At 68.9% G+C, this 20,201-nt stretch carries 16 protein-coding genes; 10 read left to right on the forward strand and 6 right to left on the reverse strand.

Features of this window, described 5'->3' with window-relative positions; genetic code table 11:
- Positions 1–64: 64 nt before the first annotated feature.
- The 3 genes from WS64_RS25425 to WS64_RS25435 all read right to left on the reverse strand — a co-directional run bounded on the left by WS64_RS25425 (position 65) and on the right by WS64_RS25435 (position 2,752).
- Complete coding sequence (locus WS64_RS25425) at positions 65–442, reverse strand: BON domain-containing protein (RefSeq protein WP_060968086.1); 378 nt, start codon at positions 440–442, stop codon at positions 65–67.
- A gap of 48 nt (positions 443–490) precedes the next feature.
- Positions 491–1,474 (reverse strand): LysR family transcriptional regulator, encoded by a 984-nt coding sequence (locus tag WS64_RS25430; protein WP_060968087.1) that lies wholly within the window; start codon positions 1,472–1,474, stop codon positions 491–493.
- Between the two features lie 138 nt (positions 1,475–1,612).
- Positions 1,613–2,752, reverse strand: coding sequence for an NAD(P)H-quinone oxidoreductase (locus WS64_RS25435; RefSeq protein ID WP_208606869.1), 1,140 nt, complete (start codon positions 2,750–2,752; stop codon positions 1,613–1,615).
- Positions 2,753–2,844: 92 nt separating this feature from the next.
- Between WS64_RS25435 and WS64_RS25440 the strand changes: the two genes are divergently transcribed.
- Positions 2,845–3,717: a LysR family transcriptional regulator gene (locus WS64_RS25440; RefSeq protein WP_060968590.1), complete on the forward strand. Its 873-nt coding sequence runs from the start codon at positions 2,845–2,847 to the stop codon at positions 3,715–3,717.
- Between the two features lie 24 nt (positions 3,718–3,741).
- On the opposite strand, the gene WS64_RS25445 is transcribed toward WS64_RS25440, so the two are convergent.
- Entirely contained in the window at positions 3,742–6,507 is a 2,766-nt protein-coding gene (locus tag WS64_RS25445) for a LuxR C-terminal-related transcriptional regulator (protein WP_060968089.1), read from the reverse strand.
- A 294-nt stretch (positions 6,508–6,801) separates the two neighbouring features.
- Entirely contained in the window at positions 6,802–8,469 is a 1,668-nt protein-coding gene (locus WS64_RS25450) for a fatty acid--CoA ligase (protein WP_208606871.1), read from the reverse strand.
- 358 nt (positions 8,470–8,827) lie between these two features.
- On the opposite strand from WS64_RS25450, the gene hchA reads away from it, so the two are divergent.
- From hchA to WS64_RS25470, 4 genes are all read left to right on the forward strand, one after another.
- Positions 8,828–9,709, forward strand: a complete 882-nt coding sequence (hchA, locus tag WS64_RS25455) for a glyoxalase III HchA (RefSeq protein ID WP_060968091.1) — start codon at positions 8,828–8,830, stop codon at positions 9,707–9,709.
- A gap of 121 nt (positions 9,710–9,830) precedes the next feature.
- Positions 9,831–10,568, forward strand: a complete 738-nt coding sequence (locus tag WS64_RS25460) for a response regulator (RefSeq protein ID WP_059574782.1) — start codon at positions 9,831–9,833, stop codon at positions 10,566–10,568.
- Positions 10,565–11,650, forward strand: coding sequence for an ATP-binding protein (locus WS64_RS25465; RefSeq protein ID WP_060968092.1), 1,086 nt, complete (start codon positions 10,565–10,567; stop codon positions 11,648–11,650). Before WS64_RS25460 ends, WS64_RS25465 begins: the two co-directional genes overlap by 4 nt.
- A gap of 383 nt (positions 11,651–12,033) precedes the next feature.
- Positions 12,034–13,305, forward strand: coding sequence for an MFS transporter (locus WS64_RS25470; protein ID WP_060968093.1), 1,272 nt, complete (start codon positions 12,034–12,036; stop codon positions 13,303–13,305).
- Positions 13,306–13,548: 243 nt separating this feature from the next.
- Here WS64_RS25470 and WS64_RS25480 read toward each other — a convergent pair whose 3' ends face one another.
- Positions 13,549–14,496: a LysR family transcriptional regulator gene (locus WS64_RS25480; protein ID WP_060968095.1), complete on the reverse strand. Its 948-nt coding sequence runs from the start codon at positions 14,494–14,496 to the stop codon at positions 13,549–13,551.
- A gap of 119 nt (positions 14,497–14,615) precedes the next feature.
- Here WS64_RS25480 and WS64_RS25485 point away from each other — a divergent pair, with 119 nt between their 5' ends.
- From WS64_RS25485 to WS64_RS25505, 5 genes are all read left to right on the forward strand, one after another.
- Entirely contained in the window at positions 14,616–15,671 is a 1,056-nt protein-coding gene (locus WS64_RS25485; RefSeq protein WP_060968096.1) for a 4-hydroxythreonine-4-phosphate dehydrogenase PdxA, read from the forward strand.
- Between the two features lie 50 nt (positions 15,672–15,721).
- A complete protein-coding gene (locus WS64_RS25490; RefSeq protein WP_060968097.1) occupies positions 15,722–16,894 on the forward strand; it encodes an L-rhamnonate dehydratase in 1,173 nt (390 codons plus the stop codon).
- An 8-nt stretch (positions 16,895–16,902) separates the two neighbouring features.
- Complete coding sequence (locus WS64_RS25495) at positions 16,903–17,820, forward strand: dihydrodipicolinate synthase family protein (protein ID WP_060968098.1); 918 nt, start codon at positions 16,903–16,905, stop codon at positions 17,818–17,820.
- A gap of 97 nt (positions 17,821–17,917) precedes the next feature.
- The gene (locus tag WS64_RS25500) at positions 17,918–19,210 is read left to right on the forward strand and encodes an MFS transporter (protein WP_060968099.1); all 1,293 of its coding nucleotides are present in this window, start codon (positions 17,918–17,920) and stop codon (positions 19,208–19,210) included.
- A gap of 43 nt (positions 19,211–19,253) precedes the next feature.
- On the forward strand, positions 19,254–20,201 hold the full coding sequence (locus WS64_RS25505) for a YncE family protein (RefSeq protein WP_060968100.1): 948 nt from the start codon (positions 19,254–19,256) through the stop codon (positions 20,199–20,201).

Here is a 20,201-nt window from a genome sequence, read left to right on the forward strand (position 1 = left end):
GCCGTGGATTCTTTACACGACGAAGCCCGCGAAGACATGCACCCGATGCCGTCGACGCGGCCCGTTACTGGCCGCCCTCCAGACGCAACTGGAGCCTGCTCTTCACCGACGTCACGCCCGGTACCCGGCGGGCCGCATCCACTGCGGCCCGGTCCTGGGACTCGTCGGTGATCTGCCCGGCGAGCGTCACGTCGCCCGTCTTCGCGTTCGCGAACACGGTGACCTGCGCATGGTCGACGCCGGGCGCTCTGACGATCGCCTGGCGAACCTTCTTCGCGAATGCACGGTCGGCCGCGCGTTCGGCCTTCTTCGCCGCGCGTGGCGACGCGGGCGCCGACGCCGCCTGCTCGGCGGGTGCGGCGGCCGTGGCGGACTGCGCATGACCGGCCAGCGGCGACAACGCAACGAAACCTGCAGCGACGATTGCAAAACGGGACTTCATCGGATTCTCCTGGACAGGAACGAACGGGTACGACGAATGGGCCGGCCGTCAGGCCGTGACACCGGACAACCCACGGGCGCGGTCGCGTCCGTGCGGCGCCGTGAGCGCGTCAAGCGCACGCACGTCGGCTTTCAGCGCGGGCGACAACGTCGCACGCAGATGGTCGATGAAAGTGCGGACCTTCGCGTCCACGAAGCGGCGCGACGCATACATCGCGTACACGTCGAGCATCGCCAGCCGGTAGTCCGGCAGCACGCGCACGAGCCGCCCGCTGCGCAGGTCGTCGATCGCCGAATAGATCGCGAGCGAGCCGATGCCGAGTCCCGCACACAGCGCGATCGACAGCGCTTCCGGCGCATTCGCGTGAAACGGCGCGGCCGTTACCGCATGCGACGCGGTCTGGCCGCCGGGGCCGTGCAGCAGCCATTCGTCGTTCGCTTCCGCCGGCGTGTCGAGGCGCAGGCAGGTATGGCGCGCCAGGTCGGCGGGCACGGACGGCGCGCCGTAGCGGGCGAGATAGGCCGGCGACGCGACCAGCACGCTGAAGGACGTGCCGCATGAATGCGCGATGCAGGCGGAGTCGGGCAGGCTCGCGGCCGTCACGACCGAGACGTCGTAGCCTTCCTCGACGAGATTGGGCATCCGTTGCGAATAAGTCATCTCGATGGCGACTTCGGGAAAGCGCGCCCGATAGGCCACCGCCGACGCGGTCACGTGGCTCTGTCCGAGCCCCGGCATCGTATGCACGCGCAAGCGTCCGTACGGACGGATCAGCGCGTTCCGGGCCTCGGCATTCGCCTGGTCGACCTCGCCCAGGATCGATTGCAGGCGCTCGAAATAGCGGCGCCCGCTGTCGGTCAGCGCGATTTTTCGGGTGGTCCGGTTCAGCAGCCGAATCTGCGCATACGCCTCCAGGCTCGCGACGGCCCGCGACACCTGCGCGGTCGCCATATCGGCCTGTTTCGCGACGGCGGTGAAGCTGCCGGCCTGCACGACGCGCACGAATGTCCGCATGTTTTCGAGCATGTCCATTTCGATTGATCGTCCGGTCCGGTGCTGCATCCACGCGACGCGCCGGCGGAGCGCGGCGGCGCATTCGATGTCGTCGATTGTCGGGCCATCCGCGCCGCGGCTTCAGCCCCCCGACCGGGGGGCTGAAGCGTCGGCCGATCATGTGGAATGCTTGGCGTTTGCGTCGACGGCCGCCCGAAGCGAACGATCCGCGGCCGGCGTCGCCAGCACGATCTTGCCGATATGCCGCCCCGAATCCATCAGCTCGTGCGCCGCGCGCGCGTCGCGCAGATCGAACAGCCGATAGACCTGCGGCTTGACCGTGCCTTGCCGGATCAGCGGCCACACGGCCTCCTCGAGCTCGCGAATGATCTGCGCCTTCTCCGCGTAGGTGCGCGAGCGCAGCGTCGAGCCGATGTGCGTGAGCCGCTTCGTCAGCATCGGAAACAGGTCGAGCTCCTTCGCGGGGCCATTGATCACGCCGATCTGCACGATGCGCCCGTTCATCGCGGCCGCCGCGAAATTACGCGCGACGTAGTCGCCCGCGATGATGTCGACGACCACGTCGACACCCTTGCCGCCCGTGAAGCGCGCGACCGCATCGACGAAATCCTCGCTGCGATAGTCGATCGCGAGATCCGCGCCGAGCCGCATGCTCGCGTCGCGCTGCGCGTCCGACCCGACGGTCGTGACGATCGCCGATGCGCCGAACGCCTTCGCCAGCATCGTCGCCGTCGTGCCGATGCCCGACGCGCCGCCGTGGATCAGCACGCTTTCGCCGGCTTTGAACCCGCCGCGCTGAAACAGATTCAGCCACACCGTCATGAAGGTTTCCGGCAGCGCCGCCGCCTCGGCCATCCCGAGGCCGTCGGGAATCGCGAGCGTGTTGCTCTCGTTCGCCACCGCGTACTCCGCGTAGCCGCCGCCGGGAATCAGCGCGCAGACACGATCGCCGACGGCGAACCGCGTGACGTCGCGCCCGATCGCGACGACCTCGCCGGCGATATCGAGGCCGGGAATGTCGGACGCGCCAGGCGGCGGATCGTACAGCCCCTTGCGCTGGAATACGTCGGGGCCGTTGACGCCGGCCGCGTGAATCCGGATCAGCACGTCGCCGGGGCCAGGCGCCGGTACGGCGCGGGTCGCGGGCACGAGCACGTCGGGGCCGCCGGGACGCACGATTTCGATCGCCGTCATGTGGGTGGGAAGAGCGTTCGCGTCATCAGTCACGATATGATCCTCAACGTTCGTCGATGCGCGGCCGATTCGCGGGCCATCCCCGAATCGCGGCATCGCCATGTAAGTGAAGCCAGTCTATGGGCGATGCCGCGTGCGGGCACGCAGCGAATTACCGGTCGGGGAATGCAAAAATGCATCAGTCGGGACACACGATGAACTGGGACGACGCGCGCGTCTTTCTTGCGATCCATCGCGAGCGCACGCTGCGCCGCGCGGCGCGCACGCTCGGCGTCGATCAGGCGACGGTCGGGCGGCGGCTCGCGACGCTCGAGCACATGCTCGGCGCGACGCTGTTCCTGCGCTCGTCGAAAGGCTATCTGCCCACGCCGGTCGGCGAACTGGCGCTGCGCGCCGCCGAGGCGATGGAGCAGCACGCGCACGAGCTGGTGCGACTGACGCAGGGCGTCGACCGGCGGCTCGCCGGCGAGGTGAAGATCACGACGACCGACGCGCTCGCGATCGAGTTCGTGATGCCGTCGATCGCGCGGCTGCACGCGAAACATCCCGACGTCTCCGTCGCGCTGAACACGTCGACCCACATCCTGAATCTCGCGAAACGCGAAGCCGATATCGCGATCCGCACGGTGCGGCCCGAGAACCCCGATCTGGTCGCGCGCCGTCTCGCACGCTGGGACATGGGCCTGTTCGCGTCGCCCGACTATCTGCACCGGCACGGCGAACCCGAGCGCGGCCGCGCGTTCGCGGGCCACGACCTCGCCGTCTACCAGCCGTACGTCGAGGCCAGCCGCAAGCCCACCCTCGCCGGCGAACCGATCGACGGCGGGCGCATCGTCACGCGCACGAACTCGAACCTGATGCTGCGTGCGGCGCTGCGCGCGGGCCTCGGCATCGGCGAGATTCCCGTCCACATGGGGGAGCGCGACGGGCTCGCACGCATCTGGCCGGACCGCGTGCGGGAGTCGCCGTACGAGGTCTGGCTCGTCACGCACCGCGACCTGCGCCACACCGCACGGATCCGCGCGGCGATCGACGAGATCGTGGCCGCGTTCGCCGCGCACGGCTGACGCGGGCGGCGCCGCGTCAGCCGGTCATTCGTCGTCGCGTCGCACCCGTGACGCATCGAGCGCCAGCCCGCTGCGCACCGCCTGGATGCGCGACGTCACGTTGAGCTTCTCGAAGATGTTCTTCAGGTGCCACTTGATCGTCTCCGGCGCGACGCGCAGCGCGCGGGCGATTTCCTTGTTCGACAGGCCGCGCGCGACGTAGTCGAGAATCTCGACTTCACGGGCGCTGAGGTTGCCGGGCGCACCCTGCCGCGCGGCCGGCGCCCCGCTCGATGCCCGCTGCGCGTCGAACGCACGGGCCAGATCGCGCAGATACCACGCGCCGACTGCCGGAAAGCGGTCGGCACGCTTCTGTACGCGCGCCAGCAGACGCTCGGCCGCCGCCCCTTCGTCGACGAAGGTTCGGACGAGCCCGTTGCCCTGGCCGTATTCGAGCGCACGCGCCAACGCCGCGAGCGCCGCGCTTTCGTCGCCCGCCTGATCGAGCGCGATCGCATGCAACACGGCGGCCTGCGCCGCGAACCAGTCGAATCCGCGCGCGGCCAGCACCGCATGCACGGTCGCCATGCACTGCGCGGCCTCGTTCGCGCGCGCATCGGCAAGCAGCAGCCTTGCCTGCGCGGATTGCGCCATCTGCCACGTCTCGACGTGGCTCGACGCTTCGTGCGGCGGCACGGGCGACACCAGCGACGCCAGCGCGCGCCCCACACGATGAGCCTGCGTCGGCTGGCCGGCGGCGAGATGCAGCCGGATGCCGGTCGCCATGCATGCGACGCGCAACCGCAGCCATTGCCGGCTGCATGCGATGTGATCGGCTTCGTCGAGTATGTCGTGCGCGCGCGCGTCGTTCCCCGACCGGAATTGCAGCAGCGCGGCAGTCTGCATGAACCTCAGCAACGGCCCGAGCGAACAAGCCTGCATCGCGATGTCGAAGCGGTCGGCCTGGGCGTCGCGCACCTTCGCCCAGTCGTTCCATTCGTAATAGATCGCCGACAGGTAGCCGGCCGACAGCGCCGTCGCCGCCGACAGGCGCCCCGCCGAGCGTTCGGCGGCCCGCAGTGCCGTCTCGAACGTCTTCGACGCGTCGTGCAACCGCCCGGCGACGAACTCGGCCAGGCCCGCCATGTTCTGGCGGTACACGTTCGCGTAAAGCGGCTCGTGCCCCGACGCCGCGTGCTCCGCGCGCACGCCGAGATCCAGCACGTCGCCGAGGCGGCCCGCGTAGCCCAGCCCGAAGATCAGCGTCGTCTGCCCGATCTGCTCGACCCAGGAACCGGCCGGCGGTGCGGCCGCCAGCACGCGCTCGCCGAGCTGCAGCGATTCGATGCTGCGATCCGACAGCCCGGCGATCAGCGCGCGCACGGCCAGCAGTTCGGTCGCCGTGACGGCATCGGTATCGAGCCGCCCGATCTCGATGTCGGCTTCCAGCGCTTCGAGCGCGCGCCGCGCATCGACGATCTGCATCGACAGCGCGAGCGCCCACGTATGCGCGATCCGCAGCCGCAGGCGGCCCGTCAGCGCCTGCGCGGGCAGGCGCGACACCCAGTCGAGCACGGTACGCACGTCGCTCGACGCGATGAGCTTCATCGCGCACGCCTCGACCCAGCCGGCGGCCGCGTCGAAGTCGCCGGCCGCGAGCGCGTGCCTGACCGCGTCCGGCCATTGCCGCTCGGCCGCGTACCACGCGCTCGCGCGGCGATGCAGCGCGGCCACCGCGCCGGGCTCCCGCAGCGCCAGCTCCTCCCGCAGGTAGTGCAGGAACAGCGCGTGATAACGGTAGCGCTGGCGGCCGCCGTCGATCGACCGGATGAAGAGGTTGTGCGCGCTCAGCCATTCGAGGCAGTCGAGCGCATCGTCGCGACCGGTCAGCGCATCGCACAGCGCCGGCGTCATCCGGTCGAGCACCGCCGTATGCAGCAGGAAGTGGCGGATCGCGTCCGGCACCTGCGTCATCACGTTCTCGTTCATGTACGCGGCGATGCCGGCACGCGCGCGGCCGACCTGTTCGGCCACGCGCGCCGCGTCGCTGTCGTCGTGCAGCGCCAGGGCCGCCAGTTGCAGGCCCGACACCCAGCCTTCGGTCGCCGCGCGAAGGCGCCCGACGTTTTCCGCATTGAGCGGCTTGCCGGCCACCCGCTCGAAGAATGCGCGCGTCTCCGCGTCGTCGAAGCGCAGGTCGTTCTCGTCCACCCGCACCAGCTCGTCGCGCGACTCGAAATAGCTGAGCGGCAACGCGGGCACCGAGCGGCACGACAGCACGACATGCAGGTTCGACGGCGCGTAGCGCAGCAGATCGAACATCGCGTCGTGGATGACCGGCGACGCGAGGCGATCGAAGTCGTCGAGCATCAGGAACAGGTCGACGCCCGCGCTGTCCAGTTCGTTGAGCAGTTCGTCGAATACGGTCTTCAGCGGAATCAGCGCGCGATCGCGCAACAACTGCCGCGCGCGGGCGCCGACGCCGCCGGTCGCGTCGACGATCGCGGCGACCACGTATGACGCGAAGATCGACGCGTTGTCGTCGTCCTGGTCGAGACTCACCCACGCGACTTTCACGCCCGACGCCACCAGTGCCTGGCGCCACTCCGCCAGCAGCGTGGTCTTGCCGTAACCGGCCGGCGCGCTCACGAGCGTCAGCCGACGGTCCAGGCCACGCCCGAGCCGCCCGAGCCGCGCGATGCGCGCCACGATCCCGCGGGCCGACGCCGGCGCCAGCTTCGTGCGCACCAGCACTTCGATCGCATCGGTGTCCGGCGGGCGGGCCGGTTGTCTGCTGTCCGTCGGCGCCATGCTGCTCCTGTTCTCCTCGCGCTGATCGCGTGTCCGCCGGCGCCGCGAGCGAAGCCGTCGACCGGCCCGGTCTCGCCGTGCGCCGCAAACAGCATAACGATTCGGCGCCGGCCGTCAAAAGTAGGTGATGTCCGTACCGGCGTGTGCGCACGCTGCGCATATCGGCCGCGACATGGGACCCGCATTGTTCTCGAACCGGCGCGCGCTGTTCAGCCCCCCATTCGGGGGGTATCCGGCGGCGAGGAAGTCGCCTCGTCCCGAGCGGCCGGCGCCGGCGGCGGCCGGGCGCGCCGCTCAATCGGACTGGTAGCGCTCGCGCAGCGCGCGCTTGTCGATCTTCCCGACGCTCGTCTTCTCGATCGCGTCGACGATCAGCAGCCGTTCCGGCACCGCATAGCGCGAGATCAGCCCGCGGTCGGCCACCTGCTTCACATGCGCTTTCAGCTCGTCCGGCCCGACGCGGCCGACCTGCTCGTCGGTCAGGACGACCAGCGCGAGCGGACGCTCGCCCCAGCGCGCATCCTTCACGCCGATCACCGCTGCCTCCCGCACGGCCGGGTGGCGCGACAGGATGTCCTCGAGTTCGAGCGACGACACCCATTCGCCGCCCGTCTTGATCACGTCCTTGATCCGGTCGGTGATCTGCAGCCGGCCGTCGGGATCGATCACGCCGATGTCGTTCGTATGCAGGTAGCCGCCCGCCCACAGCGCGGCCGACGCCTGCGCGTCGCCGAGATAGCCGGGCGTCGCCCACGGCATCCGCACGACGACCTCGCCCGCCGACCGGCCGTCGTGCGGCACGTCGCGACACTGCGCGTCGACGATGCGCAGGTCGACGAGCGGCAACGGCAAGCCCGCCTTCGTCCGGCGCGCGATGTCGTCGTCGGCCGACGCGCCGCCGCCCGCCCGCGGCGGGTCGATCTGCGCGATCGTCATCAGCGGGCAGGTTTCCGACATCCCGTATCCGGTGTAGACCTCGATCCCGCGCGCGAGCGCTGCCCGCGCGAGCCCGTCGGACAGCGGCGAGCCGCCGACGATCACCTTCCACGCCGACAGGTCGGCCGCCGCCGACGCCGGGCTGTCGAGAATCATCGCGAGCAGCGTCGGCACGCAATGCGAGAACGTTACCGCTTCGCGCGCGATCAGCGCGACCAGTCCGTCCGGCGAATAACGGCCCGGATAGACCTGCTTGAGCCCGAGCGCGGTCGCGATGTAAGGCATCCCCCATGCGTGCACGTGGAACATCGGCGTGATCGGCATGTAGACGTCGTCGCGATGCACGCGGCCGCGATCGCGCGCGCTCGACAACGCCGCCATGCCCGCGAGCGTATGCAGCACGAGCTGGCGATGCGTGAACGCGACGGCCTTCGGCAGGCCGGTGGTGCCCGTCGTGTAGAACGTCGTCGCGCGGGTGTGCTCGTCGAAATCGGGGAACGCGAAATCGGGCGAACCGGCCGCGACGAGCCGCTCGTATTCGTCGGCGAAGCCGTCAGGCAGGTCGATGTCGTCGCCGTCGGCGATCAGCACGACGTGCCGCACCGAGTCGAGCCGGTCGCGCATGCCCGCCAGCAACGGCAGGAAATCGCGGTGAACCAGCACCACGCGTGCACCCGAATGGTCGAGCGTATACAGCAACTGGTCGGGCGACAGCCGGACATTGGCCGTCATCAGTACCGCGCCCATCATCGGAATCGCGTGGTAGCACTCGAGGTAGCGATGGCTGTCCCAATCCAGCACGGCGACGACGTCGCCCGCGCCGACGCCGATCGACGACAGCCCGCTCGCGAGCTGCCCGATGCGATGCCGGAACGCCCAGTAGTCGTGCCGGACGCGGTCGCCGTACACGATCTCCTGCTCGGGCCGCGTCGCCAGCGGCGCGTGAAGCAACTGCTTGATCAGCAGCGGATACGCGTGGGCGGACGGTGCCGGTTCGGCTTGCGGATACGAGTACGACGAATTCATGAGTGTCTCCATGGGCGACCGGTCGGGTCGTCGAGCGTGCGGCCACGATACCGGACCGCCCGGCTTTCGCGTCCCCCCTGTCCGGGGGGAGCCAGCCCTTGTCGAAACCGGCCGCCGGCCGCCCGTGCACGTAACACGGCGATTGGCACGCGATACCCACCCGTTCGGGGAGGCGCTCACCGCAACACGCCGCTGTAGGATGCATCGCAGCGCGTATCCTTCCCGTGGGGTGCCCGTTCACCCGACCGGACATGACCGGAACGCCGCGCCGCCGATGCGGGATCGCCCTCTCCGGCTCGCGCATGCGGCCACCGGCTCGCGCCCGCCACCTACCCCATCTCCCCAGCAAGGAGCAGCCATGACTTCCGACACGACGCAGATGAGCCGCACGCCCGCACCCGACCCGGCGGAGAACAATGCGTATTTCCCGTCGCCATATTCGCTGTCGCAGTACACGTCGTCGAAGACGGACTTCGACGGCGCGGATTATCCGAATCCGTACACCGGCGGCAAGTGGAAAGTTCTGATGATCGCGACCGACGAGCGCTACGTCCTGATGACGAACGGCAAGATGTTCTCGACCGGCAATCATCCGGTCGAGATGCTGCTGCCGATGCACCACATGGACAAGGCCGGCTTCGAGATCGACATCGCGACGCTGTCCGGCAATCCGGCCAAGCTCGAACTCTGGGCGATGCCGCAGGACGACGAAGCCGTGCAGAGCACCTACCGCAAGTACCTGCCGAAGCTGAAGACGCCGCTCAAGCTGTCCGACGTGCTCGACCAGCATCCCGGCGCCGACTCGCCGTATATCGCGGTGTTCATTCCCGGCGGCCATGGCGTGCTCGCCGGCATTCCGCACAGCCAGGACGTCAAGCGTACGCTGCGCTGGGCGCTCGACCACGACCGGCACATCGTCACGCTGTGTCACGGGCCCGCATGCCTGCTGTCGGCCGCCATCGACGAAGATCCGCGCGACTACCCGTTCAAGGACTACGAGATGTGCGTGTTTCCGGATGCGCTCGACACCGGGCCGAACCTCGACATCGGCTACATGCCGGGCCCGCTGCCGTGGCTCGTCGCGCAAAGCCTCGAAAAGCTCGGCGCGCGCGTGCTGAACAAGGACATGACCGGCCGCTGCCATCAGGACCGCAAACTGATCACGGGCGACAGCCCGCTCGCGTCGAACGGCGTCGGCAAGCTCGCGGCCGCCGCGCTGCTGAAGGAAGTCGGGCACTGACGGTTCGCGCCGCCTGGGGCGGCGTCTCGCCGGGGCGTGGCCGCCCGTCTCCAATCGATCGACCGGGCCGTACGGTAGTATGGCGATCCAATGGAACCCCGATGGATCCGAACGAGTGGCCATGCCCGAATTTTCTTCATCTGCCGGCGCCGGCCAAGGCGCGCAAGCGCTCGTCCTCATCGCCGAGGACGAACCCGAGATCGCCGAGATCCTGATCGCCTATTTCGCGCGCAACGGCCTGCGCACCGTGCACGCCGCCGACGGGCGCCGCGCCCTCGAACTCCACCTGTCGCTGAAGCCCGACCTCGTGCTGCTCGACGTGCAGATGCCGCACGTCGACGGCTGGAAGGTGCTCGCCGAGATCCGCCATCGCGGCGACACGCCGGTCATCATGCTGACCGCGCTCGACCAGGACATCGACAAGCTGACCGGGCTGCGCATCGGCGCCGACGACTACGTGGTCAAGCCGTTCAACCCTGCCGAAGTCGTCGCGCGCGCGCAGGCCGTGCTGCGCCGGTCGATGGGCGGCGCGCGCCAGGACGAACAGCGCGTGCTGCGCGCGGCGCCGTTCGAGATCGATCTCGAGCACCACGAAGCGACGGTCGAAATCGACGGCACGCGCCGCACGCTCGTGCTGACGCTCACCGAATTCAAGCTGCTCGCGCAGCTCGCGCGCGCGCCGCGCCGCGTGTTCAGCCGCGCCGAGCTGATGGCCACCTGCCTGCCGGAAGGCGATGCGCTGGAGCGCACGGTCGACAGCCACGTGAGCAAGCTGCGCAAGAAACTCGACGATCTCGGCGTCGCGGGCGTGCCGGCAAGCGTGCGCGGCGTCGGCTACAAACTGTGGAGCGGCGAGTGAGACTCGACGGCCTGAGCCGCCAGATCGCGCTGACGATGGGCGCGATCGCCTTCGGCGTCACGGTGCTGATCGTCGTGACGGCCTACGCGTTCTACTACCTGCTGTACCAGTACTCGCCCCAGTCGTTCCAGACGGTGAGCTGGCTGCCGAGCGGGCCGGAGTGGGTGTGGATCATCTCGACCACGCTGGTCGGTCTGTTGATCGCGGTCGTCGTTGCGATCAACCTGTCGCGCCGCATCCTCGTGCCGCTGAATTCGGTGACGGACAGCATCCGCCGCGTCGCGCGCGGCGATCTCGGGGCGCGCGCCGTCGCCGGCGACCGTTCGCTGAAGGAAGCGGCGCTGCTCGCCGACAACTTCAACGCGCTCGCGAGCGAGCTGCAGCGCGTGACCGCCGAGCAAACCTTCTGGAACGCGGCGATCGCGCACGAACTGCGCACGCCCGTGACCGTGCTGCGCGGGCGGCTGCAGGGGCTCGCCGAAGGCGTGTTCACGCCGAGCGACGCGCTGTACCGCAGCCTGCTCGCGCAGGTCGAAGGGCTGACGCGGCTGATCGAGGATCTGCGCGTGGTCAGCCTCGCCGACAGCGGCCACCTCAGCATCGAGATCCGCGACACCGACCTCTCCGCCGAGGTGCGCGCCGTGGTCGACGCGTTCGCGCACGCGCTGCAGGCCGCCGGCCAGCATCCGGAATTCGATCTCGACCCGCGGCGCATGCGCTGCGATCCGGTCCGCATCCGCCAGGCGTTGCTCGCGTTGCTGGAAAACGCACGCCGCCACGCGGTGCCCGGCGCGATCCGGATCCAGACGCGCATCGAGAACGGGATGTGCCGGCTGCGCGTCGAGGACGACGGCCCGGGCATCCCGGCCGAGTTCGCGCCGCACGTGTTCCAGGCATTCCGGCGCGTCGACGAGACGCAACCCGGCGGCACGGGCCTCGGGCTCGCCGTCGTCGCGGCGATCGCGCGCGCGCACCGCGGCGAAGCGCTGTGCGTGCCGACCGGCGCGGGCGGCACGCGGTTCGAGGTGCAGTGGCCCGACGATCTCGTGCCGGCGCCCGACAGCGCGCGCTTCCCGGCGTAGCACGACGCCGCTCCCCGCTCACGCACGCGGTTCGCGCCCGACCTGTTCGAGCGGCGGGCTGAACCCGGCGCCGTGTACGCCATCACGGGCACCGCCCCGCTTCCCGGCCGCGCGCCGCACGCCCCCGCGCGCGCGGCGTCGGCACGGTCGAATGTCAGCCGCGTGCCGACGGCCACGTAGCGCAATCCCTCCGTTCCTCGCCTCGCGCGATCGCCGGCGTCCGTACCGCGCCGAAGCCGCGCGGGTGAAACGGAAATGAACACCTGGGGTTATCGATTGATCCCAAAGATTCATTGGACAGTGTCTCCGCCGCCGCGCGATGCTGGGCCGGCCCGTGAACGCAGCGTCATTGCAACGCCGCGCACGAACATGGAGTGAGACAGATGCCCAACGACCACCGTCAACGGCGCCACACACTGTGGCTGCTGTGCGCGCTTTCATTCATCCTGTACGTCGATCGCGTCAATCTCGCGACCGCCGCCGGCGCGATCAAGGCCGAACTCGGGCTGTCGAATACCGAGCTTGGCATCGCGTTCTCCGCGTTCGCGTATTCGTATGCGATCTGCCAGATCGGCGGCGGCTGGATCGCCGACCGGTTCGGCGCCCGCATCACGCTGATCGGCTGCGGGCTGATCTGGGTCGTCTCCACGTTCACGACCGGGCTCGTGCACAGCCTCACGCTGCTGTTCGCCGCGCGCCTGCTGCTCGGCGTCGGCGAAGGCGCGACGCTGCCGGCCCAGGCCCGCGCGATCACGCACTGGTTCCCGCGCGAGCGGCGCGGCGTCGTGCAGGGCTTCACGCACTCCTTCTCGCGGCTCGGCAACGCGGTCACGCCGCCGATCGTCGCCGCGCTGATGACATGGCTGTCGTGGCGCGCCGCGTTCTTCGTGATCGGTGCGGTCACGCTCGTCTGGCTCGCGTGGTGGATCGTCGGCTTCCGCGAGCATCCGGTGGGCGACGACGACGGCCGCAGGCGCGCAGCCCGCCGTGCCGCACCGTCCGGCCCGACGCCGTGGGGGCCGCTGTTCCGGCGCATGGCGCCGACCATCTTCGTCTACTTCTGCTATGGCTGGACCGCCTGGCTGTTCTTCACGTGGTTGCCGACCTTCTTCCTGAACGGCCAGGGCTTGAACCTGAAATCGACCGCGTTGTTCGCGTCCGGCGTGTTCTTCGCGGGCGTCGTCGGCGACACGCTCGGCGGCTGGCTGTGCGACCGCATCTATCGGAAGACCGGCAATCTCGCGATGTCGCGGCAAAGCGTGATCGTCACGAGCTTCGTCGGCGCGCTCGTCTGCCTGCTGCCGCTCGCGTTCGTGCACTCGACGGCCGGCGTCGCGCTGTGCCTGTCGGGGTCGTTCCTGTGCCTCGAACTGACGATCGGACCGATCTGGGCCGTGCCGAGCGACATCGCGCCGACGCACGCCGGCATCGCGAGCGGGATGATGAACGCCGGCTCCGCGATCTCGGGAATCCTGTCGCCGATCCTGTTCGGCTATCTCGTCGATCGCACGGGCAGCTGGATGGTGCCGTTCATCGGCTCGGTCGCGATGCTGCTGATCGGCATCGTCGCCGCGCTGCGGATTCGCCCGGACCGCGCGCTGTCCGAATCGATACCGGCGCTCGCGGACGCGCCGGCCGCGCCGTCGGCGCACTGAATCCGTTCGCCGCGGTTCGCCTGCCGCGGTCGTCTTGCTGGCGTCGCCGTCACGCTTCACTGCGTTCCGCGATGGTGGGTCGGCTGGGTCGGCCAGCGCGGCTTGATCGGCTTGATCGGCTTGATCGGCTTGATCGGCTTGATCGGCTTGATCGGCCTGCTCGGCTGATTCGGCTGATTCGGCTGATTCGGTCTGCGCGGCTGGCGCGGCTGACTCGGCCGCCTCGGCTGGCAAGCCGCGCCATTATGCGGCGCCGTCATCCTCTGCCCGGTCGCGGTGAAACAGCGCGAGAAACTGCTGCGCGGGAATGCTCAGCGGCCGGTCGCGCCGCACGAGGCTGCCGTACGACGGCAGCTTCTGTTCGAGCGTGTAATCGATGATCGCGACGAGGCCGTGCGCCGCATTGCGCTGCGCGACCGTCAGCGGAATCACGCCGAGCATCGACGAACGGTCGACGAGGTTCATCGTGGTCAGGATCGACCCCGTTTCGACGAGCCCGCGCGGCATCGGCTGGTGACGCGCGCGGAATTCGCGCTCGACGACCTCGCGCGCCGGGCTGCCGGCCGGTTGCAGGATCCACGCGTAATCGAGCAGCGCGTCGAATTCCACGGGCCCCGCGCCCGCAAGCGGATGGTCGCGGCCCGCGATGATCGCGAGCGCCTCGTCGTCGACCACGCGGAAGTCGCAATCGGTCCCGACGTGGCGCCCGATCACCACTTCGAGCACGCCTTCGCGAAGCTGCGGCATCAGCCGGTCGCTCGTATCCACCGCGATGTCGATCGCGAGCAGCGGATAACGCGCCTTCAACCTCACCAGCGCCTCGGTCAGCCGCCCCGGCGACGCCGCCATGATGCTGCCGATCGCGAGTCGCCCCGCGCTGCCGAGTTGCAGTTCGCCGAGCTCGCGGTTCAGCGCCTCCATGCTGCCGCGGATGCCGCGGAAATAGCCGAGCACGCGCTCGCCGGCCGGGTTCAGCACGAGCCCGCGCCCGATGCGATCGAACAGCCGCTGGCCGAGCGCGCTCTCCAGCTCGGCCAGCATCTTCGTCGCGGCCGGTTGCGTGAGGCCCATCTGCTCGGCCGCGGCACGCAGCGTCGAGCATTCGTCCACGGCCAGCAACAGCGCGATCTGGCGCATGCGCAGCCGGTTCAGCAACTGCGGCGTCGAATCTCGTCGGTCGATCGAGCCCATCTCTGATTACTCCAGGTTATCGATTCATCAAGAGTTTTCAATTTACCGACTCATTCCGTCTACCTAGCATGAACCCCGTAGACGAACGAACGGCCGCATGCCGCTACCGGAGACACCGCATGAACACCCCCTCGTCCACCGCCACCCTGCCCGTCGTCGCGCTGACGCTCGGCGACCCCGCCGGCATCGGCGCCGAACTGATCGCGAAACTGCTCGCCCGCCCCGACGCGACCGCCCGCGCGAATCTCGTGCTGATCGGCGACCGCTGGCTGTGGGAAGCCGGCCAGCGGGTCGCCGGCGTCAGCGTCGACGTCGAGCCCGTCGCGTCGCTGGCCGCCGTGCGCGGCCGGCCGGCGACCGCGCGCGCCGCGTTCGTCGCGGTCGATACGGTCGATCCCGCGCAGGTCGAGGTCGGCCAGGCCGGCGCGCCGGGCGGCCGCTCGACGCTCGCCGTGCTCGACCAGTGCCTGGACGCCGCACTCGCCGGCGACATCGACGCGATCTGCTTCGCGCCGCTGAACAAGTACGCGATGAAGCTCGGCGGCCTCGAACATGACGACGAACTGCACCACTTCGCCGCCGCGCTCGGCGTGATCGGCTACTTCTGCGAATTCAATACGCTCGGCGAGCTGTGGACGGCGCGGATCTCGTCGCATATCCCGCTGAAGAATGCGGCGGCGCAGTTGAGTGTCGAACGAATCGAACAGGCGTCAGAACTCATCTACCGGTCGCTGCTCGAGAACGGCGTCACGGCGCCGAAGGTGGCGATCGCCGCGTTCAACCCGCACGGCGGCGACGGCGGCAGCTGCGGCCGCGAGGAAGTCGACATCATCGAGCCGGCGGTGCGCAAGCTGCAGTCGCGCGACTGGCCGACCGACGCACCATTCCACGGCCCGTTCCCGGCCGACACGATCTTCCTGAAGGCGCAGGCCGGCGACTACCAGGCGATCGTCACGATGTACCACGATCAGGGGCAGATCGCGATCAAGCTGCTCGGCTTCTCGCGCGGCGTGACCGTGCAGGGCGGGCTGCCCGTGCCGATCACGACGCCCGCGCACGGCACCGCGTACGACATCGCGGGCCGCGGCACGGCCGACGTCGGCGCGACCTGGCAGGCGCTGCAGATCGCCTGCCGGATGGGCGCCGCGCGCCGCACGCCCACCGTTTCGGCGTGACGTTCGCGCGCCCTTTACACACGACGACATCGATTCCCGGAGACACCATCATGAAAATCCGTTCCGTACGCGCTCGCGTATTCCAGTGGAAAGGCAAGACCGTTCCGCCCCAAGGCAACTTCTGCTCGAATGCGATGGATCTGCTGTACGCGCCGCAGGAAACGATGAGCACGTTCCGCTTCCATGCGTGGACGGTCGTCGAAGTCGAGACCGACGACGGCATCGTCGGCCTCGGCAACGTCGCGCTCGCGCCGCACGTCGCGAAGGTCATCATCGACCAGTACCTCGCGCCGCTCGTGATCGGCCAGGACCCGTGGGACTACGAATACCTGAACCAGCGGATGTACCGCGCCACCCACGCGTGGGGCCGCAAGGGCATCGGCATGGCGGCGATCTCGGCGGTCGACATCGCGATCTGGGACATCCTGGGCAAAAGCGTTGGCAAGCCGGTGTTCAAGCTGCTCGGCGGCCGCACGAAGGAAAGGATCCCCTGCTACTACTCGAAGCTCTACCGCACCGACCTGAAGGCGATGCAGGACGAGGCGCAACGCTATCTGGCCGAAGGCTTTCGCGCGTTCAAGATGCGCTTCGGCTACGGGCCCGCGCACGGGCAGCAGGGCGTGGCCGAAAACCTGAAATCGGTCGCGGCGATCCGCGAGGTGATCGGCTACGACAACGACCTGATGCTCGAGTGCTACATGGGCTGGAACCTCGAATACGCGAAACGCATCCTGCCGAAGCTCGAGAAGTATCAGCCGCGCTGGCTGGAAGAGCCGGTGATCGCCGACGACATCGACGGCTACGCGGAGCTGAACCGGCTGACGCGCATCCCGATTTCCGGCGGCGAGCACGAATTCTCGCTGTACGGCTTCAAGCAGCTGCTCGACCGCAAGGCCGTGTCGGTCGTCCAGTACGACACGAACCGCGTCGGCGGGATCACGATGGCGCACAAGATCAACGCGCTGTGCGAGGCGTACAGCGTGCCGGTGATTCCGCATGCGGGCCAGATGCACAACTATCACCTGACGATGAGCACGCTCGCGTCGCCGATGAGCGAGTACTTCCCGATGTTCGACGTCGAGGTCGGCAACGAGCTGTTCTATTACATCTTCGACGGCGAGCCGGTGGCCGAGAACGGCTTCCTGCAACTGCGCGACGACGTGCCGGGCCTCGGCCTCACGCTGAAGACCGCGTTCCTCGACCAGTTCGACATCGTCGAGTGAGGCCGGCCATGAACGCGCGCTACCAGGGCGTCTTTCCGGTCGTGCCGACGATCTTCGACGCGCACGGCGCGCTCGATCTCGACGGCCAGCGCCGCTGCATCGATTTCATGATCGATGCCGACTCGCACGGCCTCTGCATCCACGCGAACTATTCCGAGCAGTTCGCGCTCGGCGACGACGAACGCGATCTCCTCACCCGCACCACGCTCGAACACGTCGCGGGCCGCGTACCGGTGATCGTCACGACGTCGCATTTCAGCGCCCGGATCTGCGCGGAACGCAACCGGCACGCGCAGGCGCTCGGCGCGGCGATGGTGATGGTGATGCCGCCGTACCATGGCGCGACGTTCCGCGTCTCCGATGGACAGGTGCGCGCGTACTTCCGCGAAGTCGCCGACGGCCTCGACATTCCACTGATGATCCAGGATGCGCCGGCGAGCGGCGTCGCATTGTCGGCCCCGCTGCTCGCGACGCTCGCGCGCGAGATCGACGCGGTGTCGTACTTCAAGATCGAGACGGCCGGCGCCGCGACGAAGCTGCGCGAGCTGATCGCGCTCGGCGGCGACGCGATCGAGGGGCCGTGGGACGGCGAGGAAGGCATCACGCTGCTCGCCGATCTCGATGCCGGCGCGACCGGCACGATGACGGGCGGCGGCTATCCGGACGGAATTCGCCGGATCACCGACGCGTATTTCGCCGGACGCCGCGACGATGCATACGACGAGTACGCGCGCTGGCTGCCGCTGATCAACTACGAAAACCGCCAGTCGGGCTTCCTCACCGCGAAGGCGCTGATGAAGGAAGGCGGCGTGATCGCGTGCGACCGGCCACGTGCGCCGTGGCCCGAGCTGCATCCGCTGGTACGCGCGGGGTTGCTCGACACGGCGCGGCGGCTCGATCCGCTCGTACTGCACTGGGGGCGCTAGACACCGTTTTTTCACCCGCAACGCGCGTGCGTTGCGCATCGGCGTGACGGCGGCCCGACAGAAGGCCGCCGCCGCTCATCGGATGGATGGAGACACCATGAACCTGCTGAACCCCGCGACCCCGGCCTACGACGCCGGCGAAGCCATTCCGCGCCGCCGCTGGCTGCGCGTGATTCCGCCGCTGCTGCTGGCCTGCATCATTTCCTACATGGATCGCGTCAACATCGCGTTCGCGATGCCCGGCGGGATGAACGCCGATCTCGGCATGGACGCGACGATGGCCGGCCTCGCCGGCGGCATCTTCTTCTTCGGCTATCTGTTCCTGCAGATTCCCGGCGGCCGGCGCGCGGCGCTCGGCAGCGGCAAGGCCTTCATCGCGTGGTCGCTCGTGAGCTGGGCCGTGCTGTCGGTACTGACCGGGCTCGTCACGCACACGTGGCAGCTGCTGGCGCTGCGCTTCCTGCTCGGCGTGGCCGAAGGCGGGATGCTGCCCGTCGTGCTCACGATGGTCAGCCACTGGTTTCCCGACCGCGAACGCGGCCGCGCGAATGCGATGGTCATCCTGTTCGTGCCGCTCGCCGGCATGATCACCGCGCCGCTGTCCGGCTTCATCCTCGCCGCGTACGACTGGCATCACCTGTTCTACAGCGCGGGCGCGCTGTCGGTGCTGTGTCTCGTCGTCTGGATGCTGTTCGCCGACGACGGCCCGGAGACCGCGCGCTGGGTGTCGCCGCGCGAGAAAGCGTACATCCTCGACGCATTGCGCGACGAGCAGGAGCGCAAGCGCGCGGCCGGCACGCCGGCGGCCGCATCGTTCGGCGCGCTGCTGCGCCACCCGACGATCTGGCTGCTCATCGCGATCAACTTCTGCTATCAGGCCGGCGTCTACGGCTACACGATGTGGTTGCCGACCCTGCTGAAAAACCTCACGCACGGCGGGATGGGCCGGGTCGGCCTGCTCGCGATGCTGCCGTACGTCGCGATGGTGATCGGGATGCTCGCCACGTCGTATTTGTCTGACCGGACCGGCAAGCGGCGCCTGTTCGTGCTGCTGCCGCTCGTCGCGTTCGCCGCCTGCCTTGCGCTGTCGGTGCTCACGCATGCGTCGATGGCCGTGTCGTTCGCGTTCCTGATCGGATGCGGCTTCTTCCTGCAGGCGGCGGCCGGCGTGTTCTGGGCGATTCCGCCGAAGCTCTGCAGCGTCGAGGCAGCCGGCAGCGCACGCGGCCTGATCAACGCGCTCGGCAATCTCGGCGGCTTCTGCGGCCCGTATGCGGTCGGCGTGCTGACGCAGCACGTGAGCGCGGCGGCCGGCGTCTACAGCCTCGCGGCCACGCTCGCGGTGGCCGGCCTGCTCGCGCTGACGCTGCCGAAGCGCTGCGAGGGCTGACCACGACGACACGAGACAGCGAACGACACACCGGAGACCCACCATGAACGACATCCTGCTGCTGGTGCAGAAATGCGCGCACACTTTCAGCTTCTACGACCTCGACACGAAAGCGCCGCTCAAGCACATCGTGCTGCCGAACTTCCCGCATGAATTCACCGTCGACGTGAACGACCGATACGCGTACGTCGGCATTTTCGGGATCGAGACCGCATGGTCGCGCGGCCATGAAGGCGATCACCGGATCGCCGAGATCGATCTCGTCGAGCGCGCCCATACGCGCATGCTCGACCTGTGGCCGTACTACCGGCCGCACGGGATGGCGAGCGACCGCGACGGTCGGCTGTATGCGATGAGCGAGGCGCACGACATGCTGCTCGTATTCGACGAGCCGACCCGGCAGACGGTACCGAACATGGCCGTGCCGTCCGGCGGCGTGAAGACGCACCTCGTGACGCTGACGCGCGACGCGAGCCGCGCGTACGGCGTGCATCTGCTGTCGAACACGGTCACGCAATTCCATCCGCGCGACGCAACGGTCGCGCCGCGCGCGGTGATGCCCGGCCCGCGCCCTGAAGGCAATGCGCTGTCGAGCGACGAGCGCACGCTGTTCGTCGCGAACCGCGGCGACGATACGCTGGTCGAGATCGACACGGAAACGATGACCTGTGGCCGTCGCGTGAAGACGCGCAGCGATCCGAATCGCATCTACCGCACCAGCACGCGGGACGGCCGCGACCTGCTGCTGCTGACCAATTCGGGCGAGCGGTCGATTTCCGTATTCGATGCGCGGCAGCTCGAGGAGATCGAGCGCATCGCGCTGCCCGCGAACCCGACCGCGCTGTCGTTCCATCCATCGAGGCGCGTCGCGTACGTGTCGTTCCAGGACGACCATGTGCGCGAACTCGACCTCGACGGGTGGCGTTTCGTCGGTGCGCTCGCGACGCTGCGCGAACCCGATGCGTCGTACGTGCTCGCCGGCGCGCTCTGA

This window comes from Burkholderia anthina, from assembly GCF_001547525.1.
In the GTDB taxonomy this organism is placed as follows: Bacteria; Pseudomonadota; Gammaproteobacteria; order Burkholderiales; family Burkholderiaceae; genus Burkholderia; species Burkholderia semiarida.

Coding starts and splice junctions, on each gene's coding strand:
- WS64_RS25485 (WP_060968096.1), top strand. CDS start 14,616: ATGAACACCCCCTCGTCCACCGCCACCCTGCCCGTCGTCGCGCTGACG.
- WS64_RS25470 (WP_060968093.1), top strand. CDS start 12,034: ATGCCCAACGACCACCGTCAACGGCGCCACACACTGTGGCTGCTGTGC.
- WS64_RS25495 (WP_060968098.1), top strand. CDS start 16,903: ATGAACGCGCGCTACCAGGGCGTCTTTCCGGTCGTGCCGACGATCTTC.
- WS64_RS25425 (WP_060968086.1), bottom strand. CDS start 442: ATGAAGTCCCGTTTTGCAATCGTCGCTGCAGGTTTCGTTGCGTTGTCG.
- WS64_RS25445 (WP_060968089.1), bottom strand. CDS start 6,507: ATGGCGCCGACGGACAGCAGACAACCGGCCCGCCCGCCGGACACCGAT.
- WS64_RS25450 (WP_208606871.1), bottom strand. CDS start 8,469: ATGAATTCGTCGTACTCGTATCCGCAAGCCGAACCGGCACCGTCCGCC.
- WS64_RS25430 (WP_060968087.1), bottom strand. CDS start 1,474: ATGGACATGCTCGAAAACATGCGGACATTCGTGCGCGTCGTGCAGGCC.
- WS64_RS25480 (WP_060968095.1), bottom strand. CDS start 14,496: ATGGGCTCGATCGACCGACGAGATTCGACGCCGCAGTTGCTGAACCGG.
- WS64_RS25440 (WP_060968590.1), top strand. CDS start 2,845: ATGAACTGGGACGACGCGCGCGTCTTTCTTGCGATCCATCGCGAGCGC.
- hchA (WP_060968091.1), top strand. CDS start 8,828: ATGACTTCCGACACGACGCAGATGAGCCGCACGCCCGCACCCGACCCG.
- WS64_RS25490 (WP_060968097.1), top strand. CDS start 15,722: ATGAAAATCCGTTCCGTACGCGCTCGCGTATTCCAGTGGAAAGGCAAG.
- WS64_RS25460 (WP_059574782.1), top strand. CDS start 9,831: ATGCCCGAATTTTCTTCATCTGCCGGCGCCGGCCAAGGCGCGCAAGCG.
- WS64_RS25505 (WP_060968100.1), top strand. CDS start 19,254: ATGAACGACATCCTGCTGCTGGTGCAGAAATGCGCGCACACTTTCAGC.
- WS64_RS25500 (WP_060968099.1), top strand. CDS start 17,918: ATGAACCTGCTGAACCCCGCGACCCCGGCCTACGACGCCGGCGAAGCC.
- WS64_RS25435 (WP_208606869.1), bottom strand. CDS start 2,752: ATGGCGATGCCGCGATTCGGGGATGGCCCGCGAATCGGCCGCGCATCG.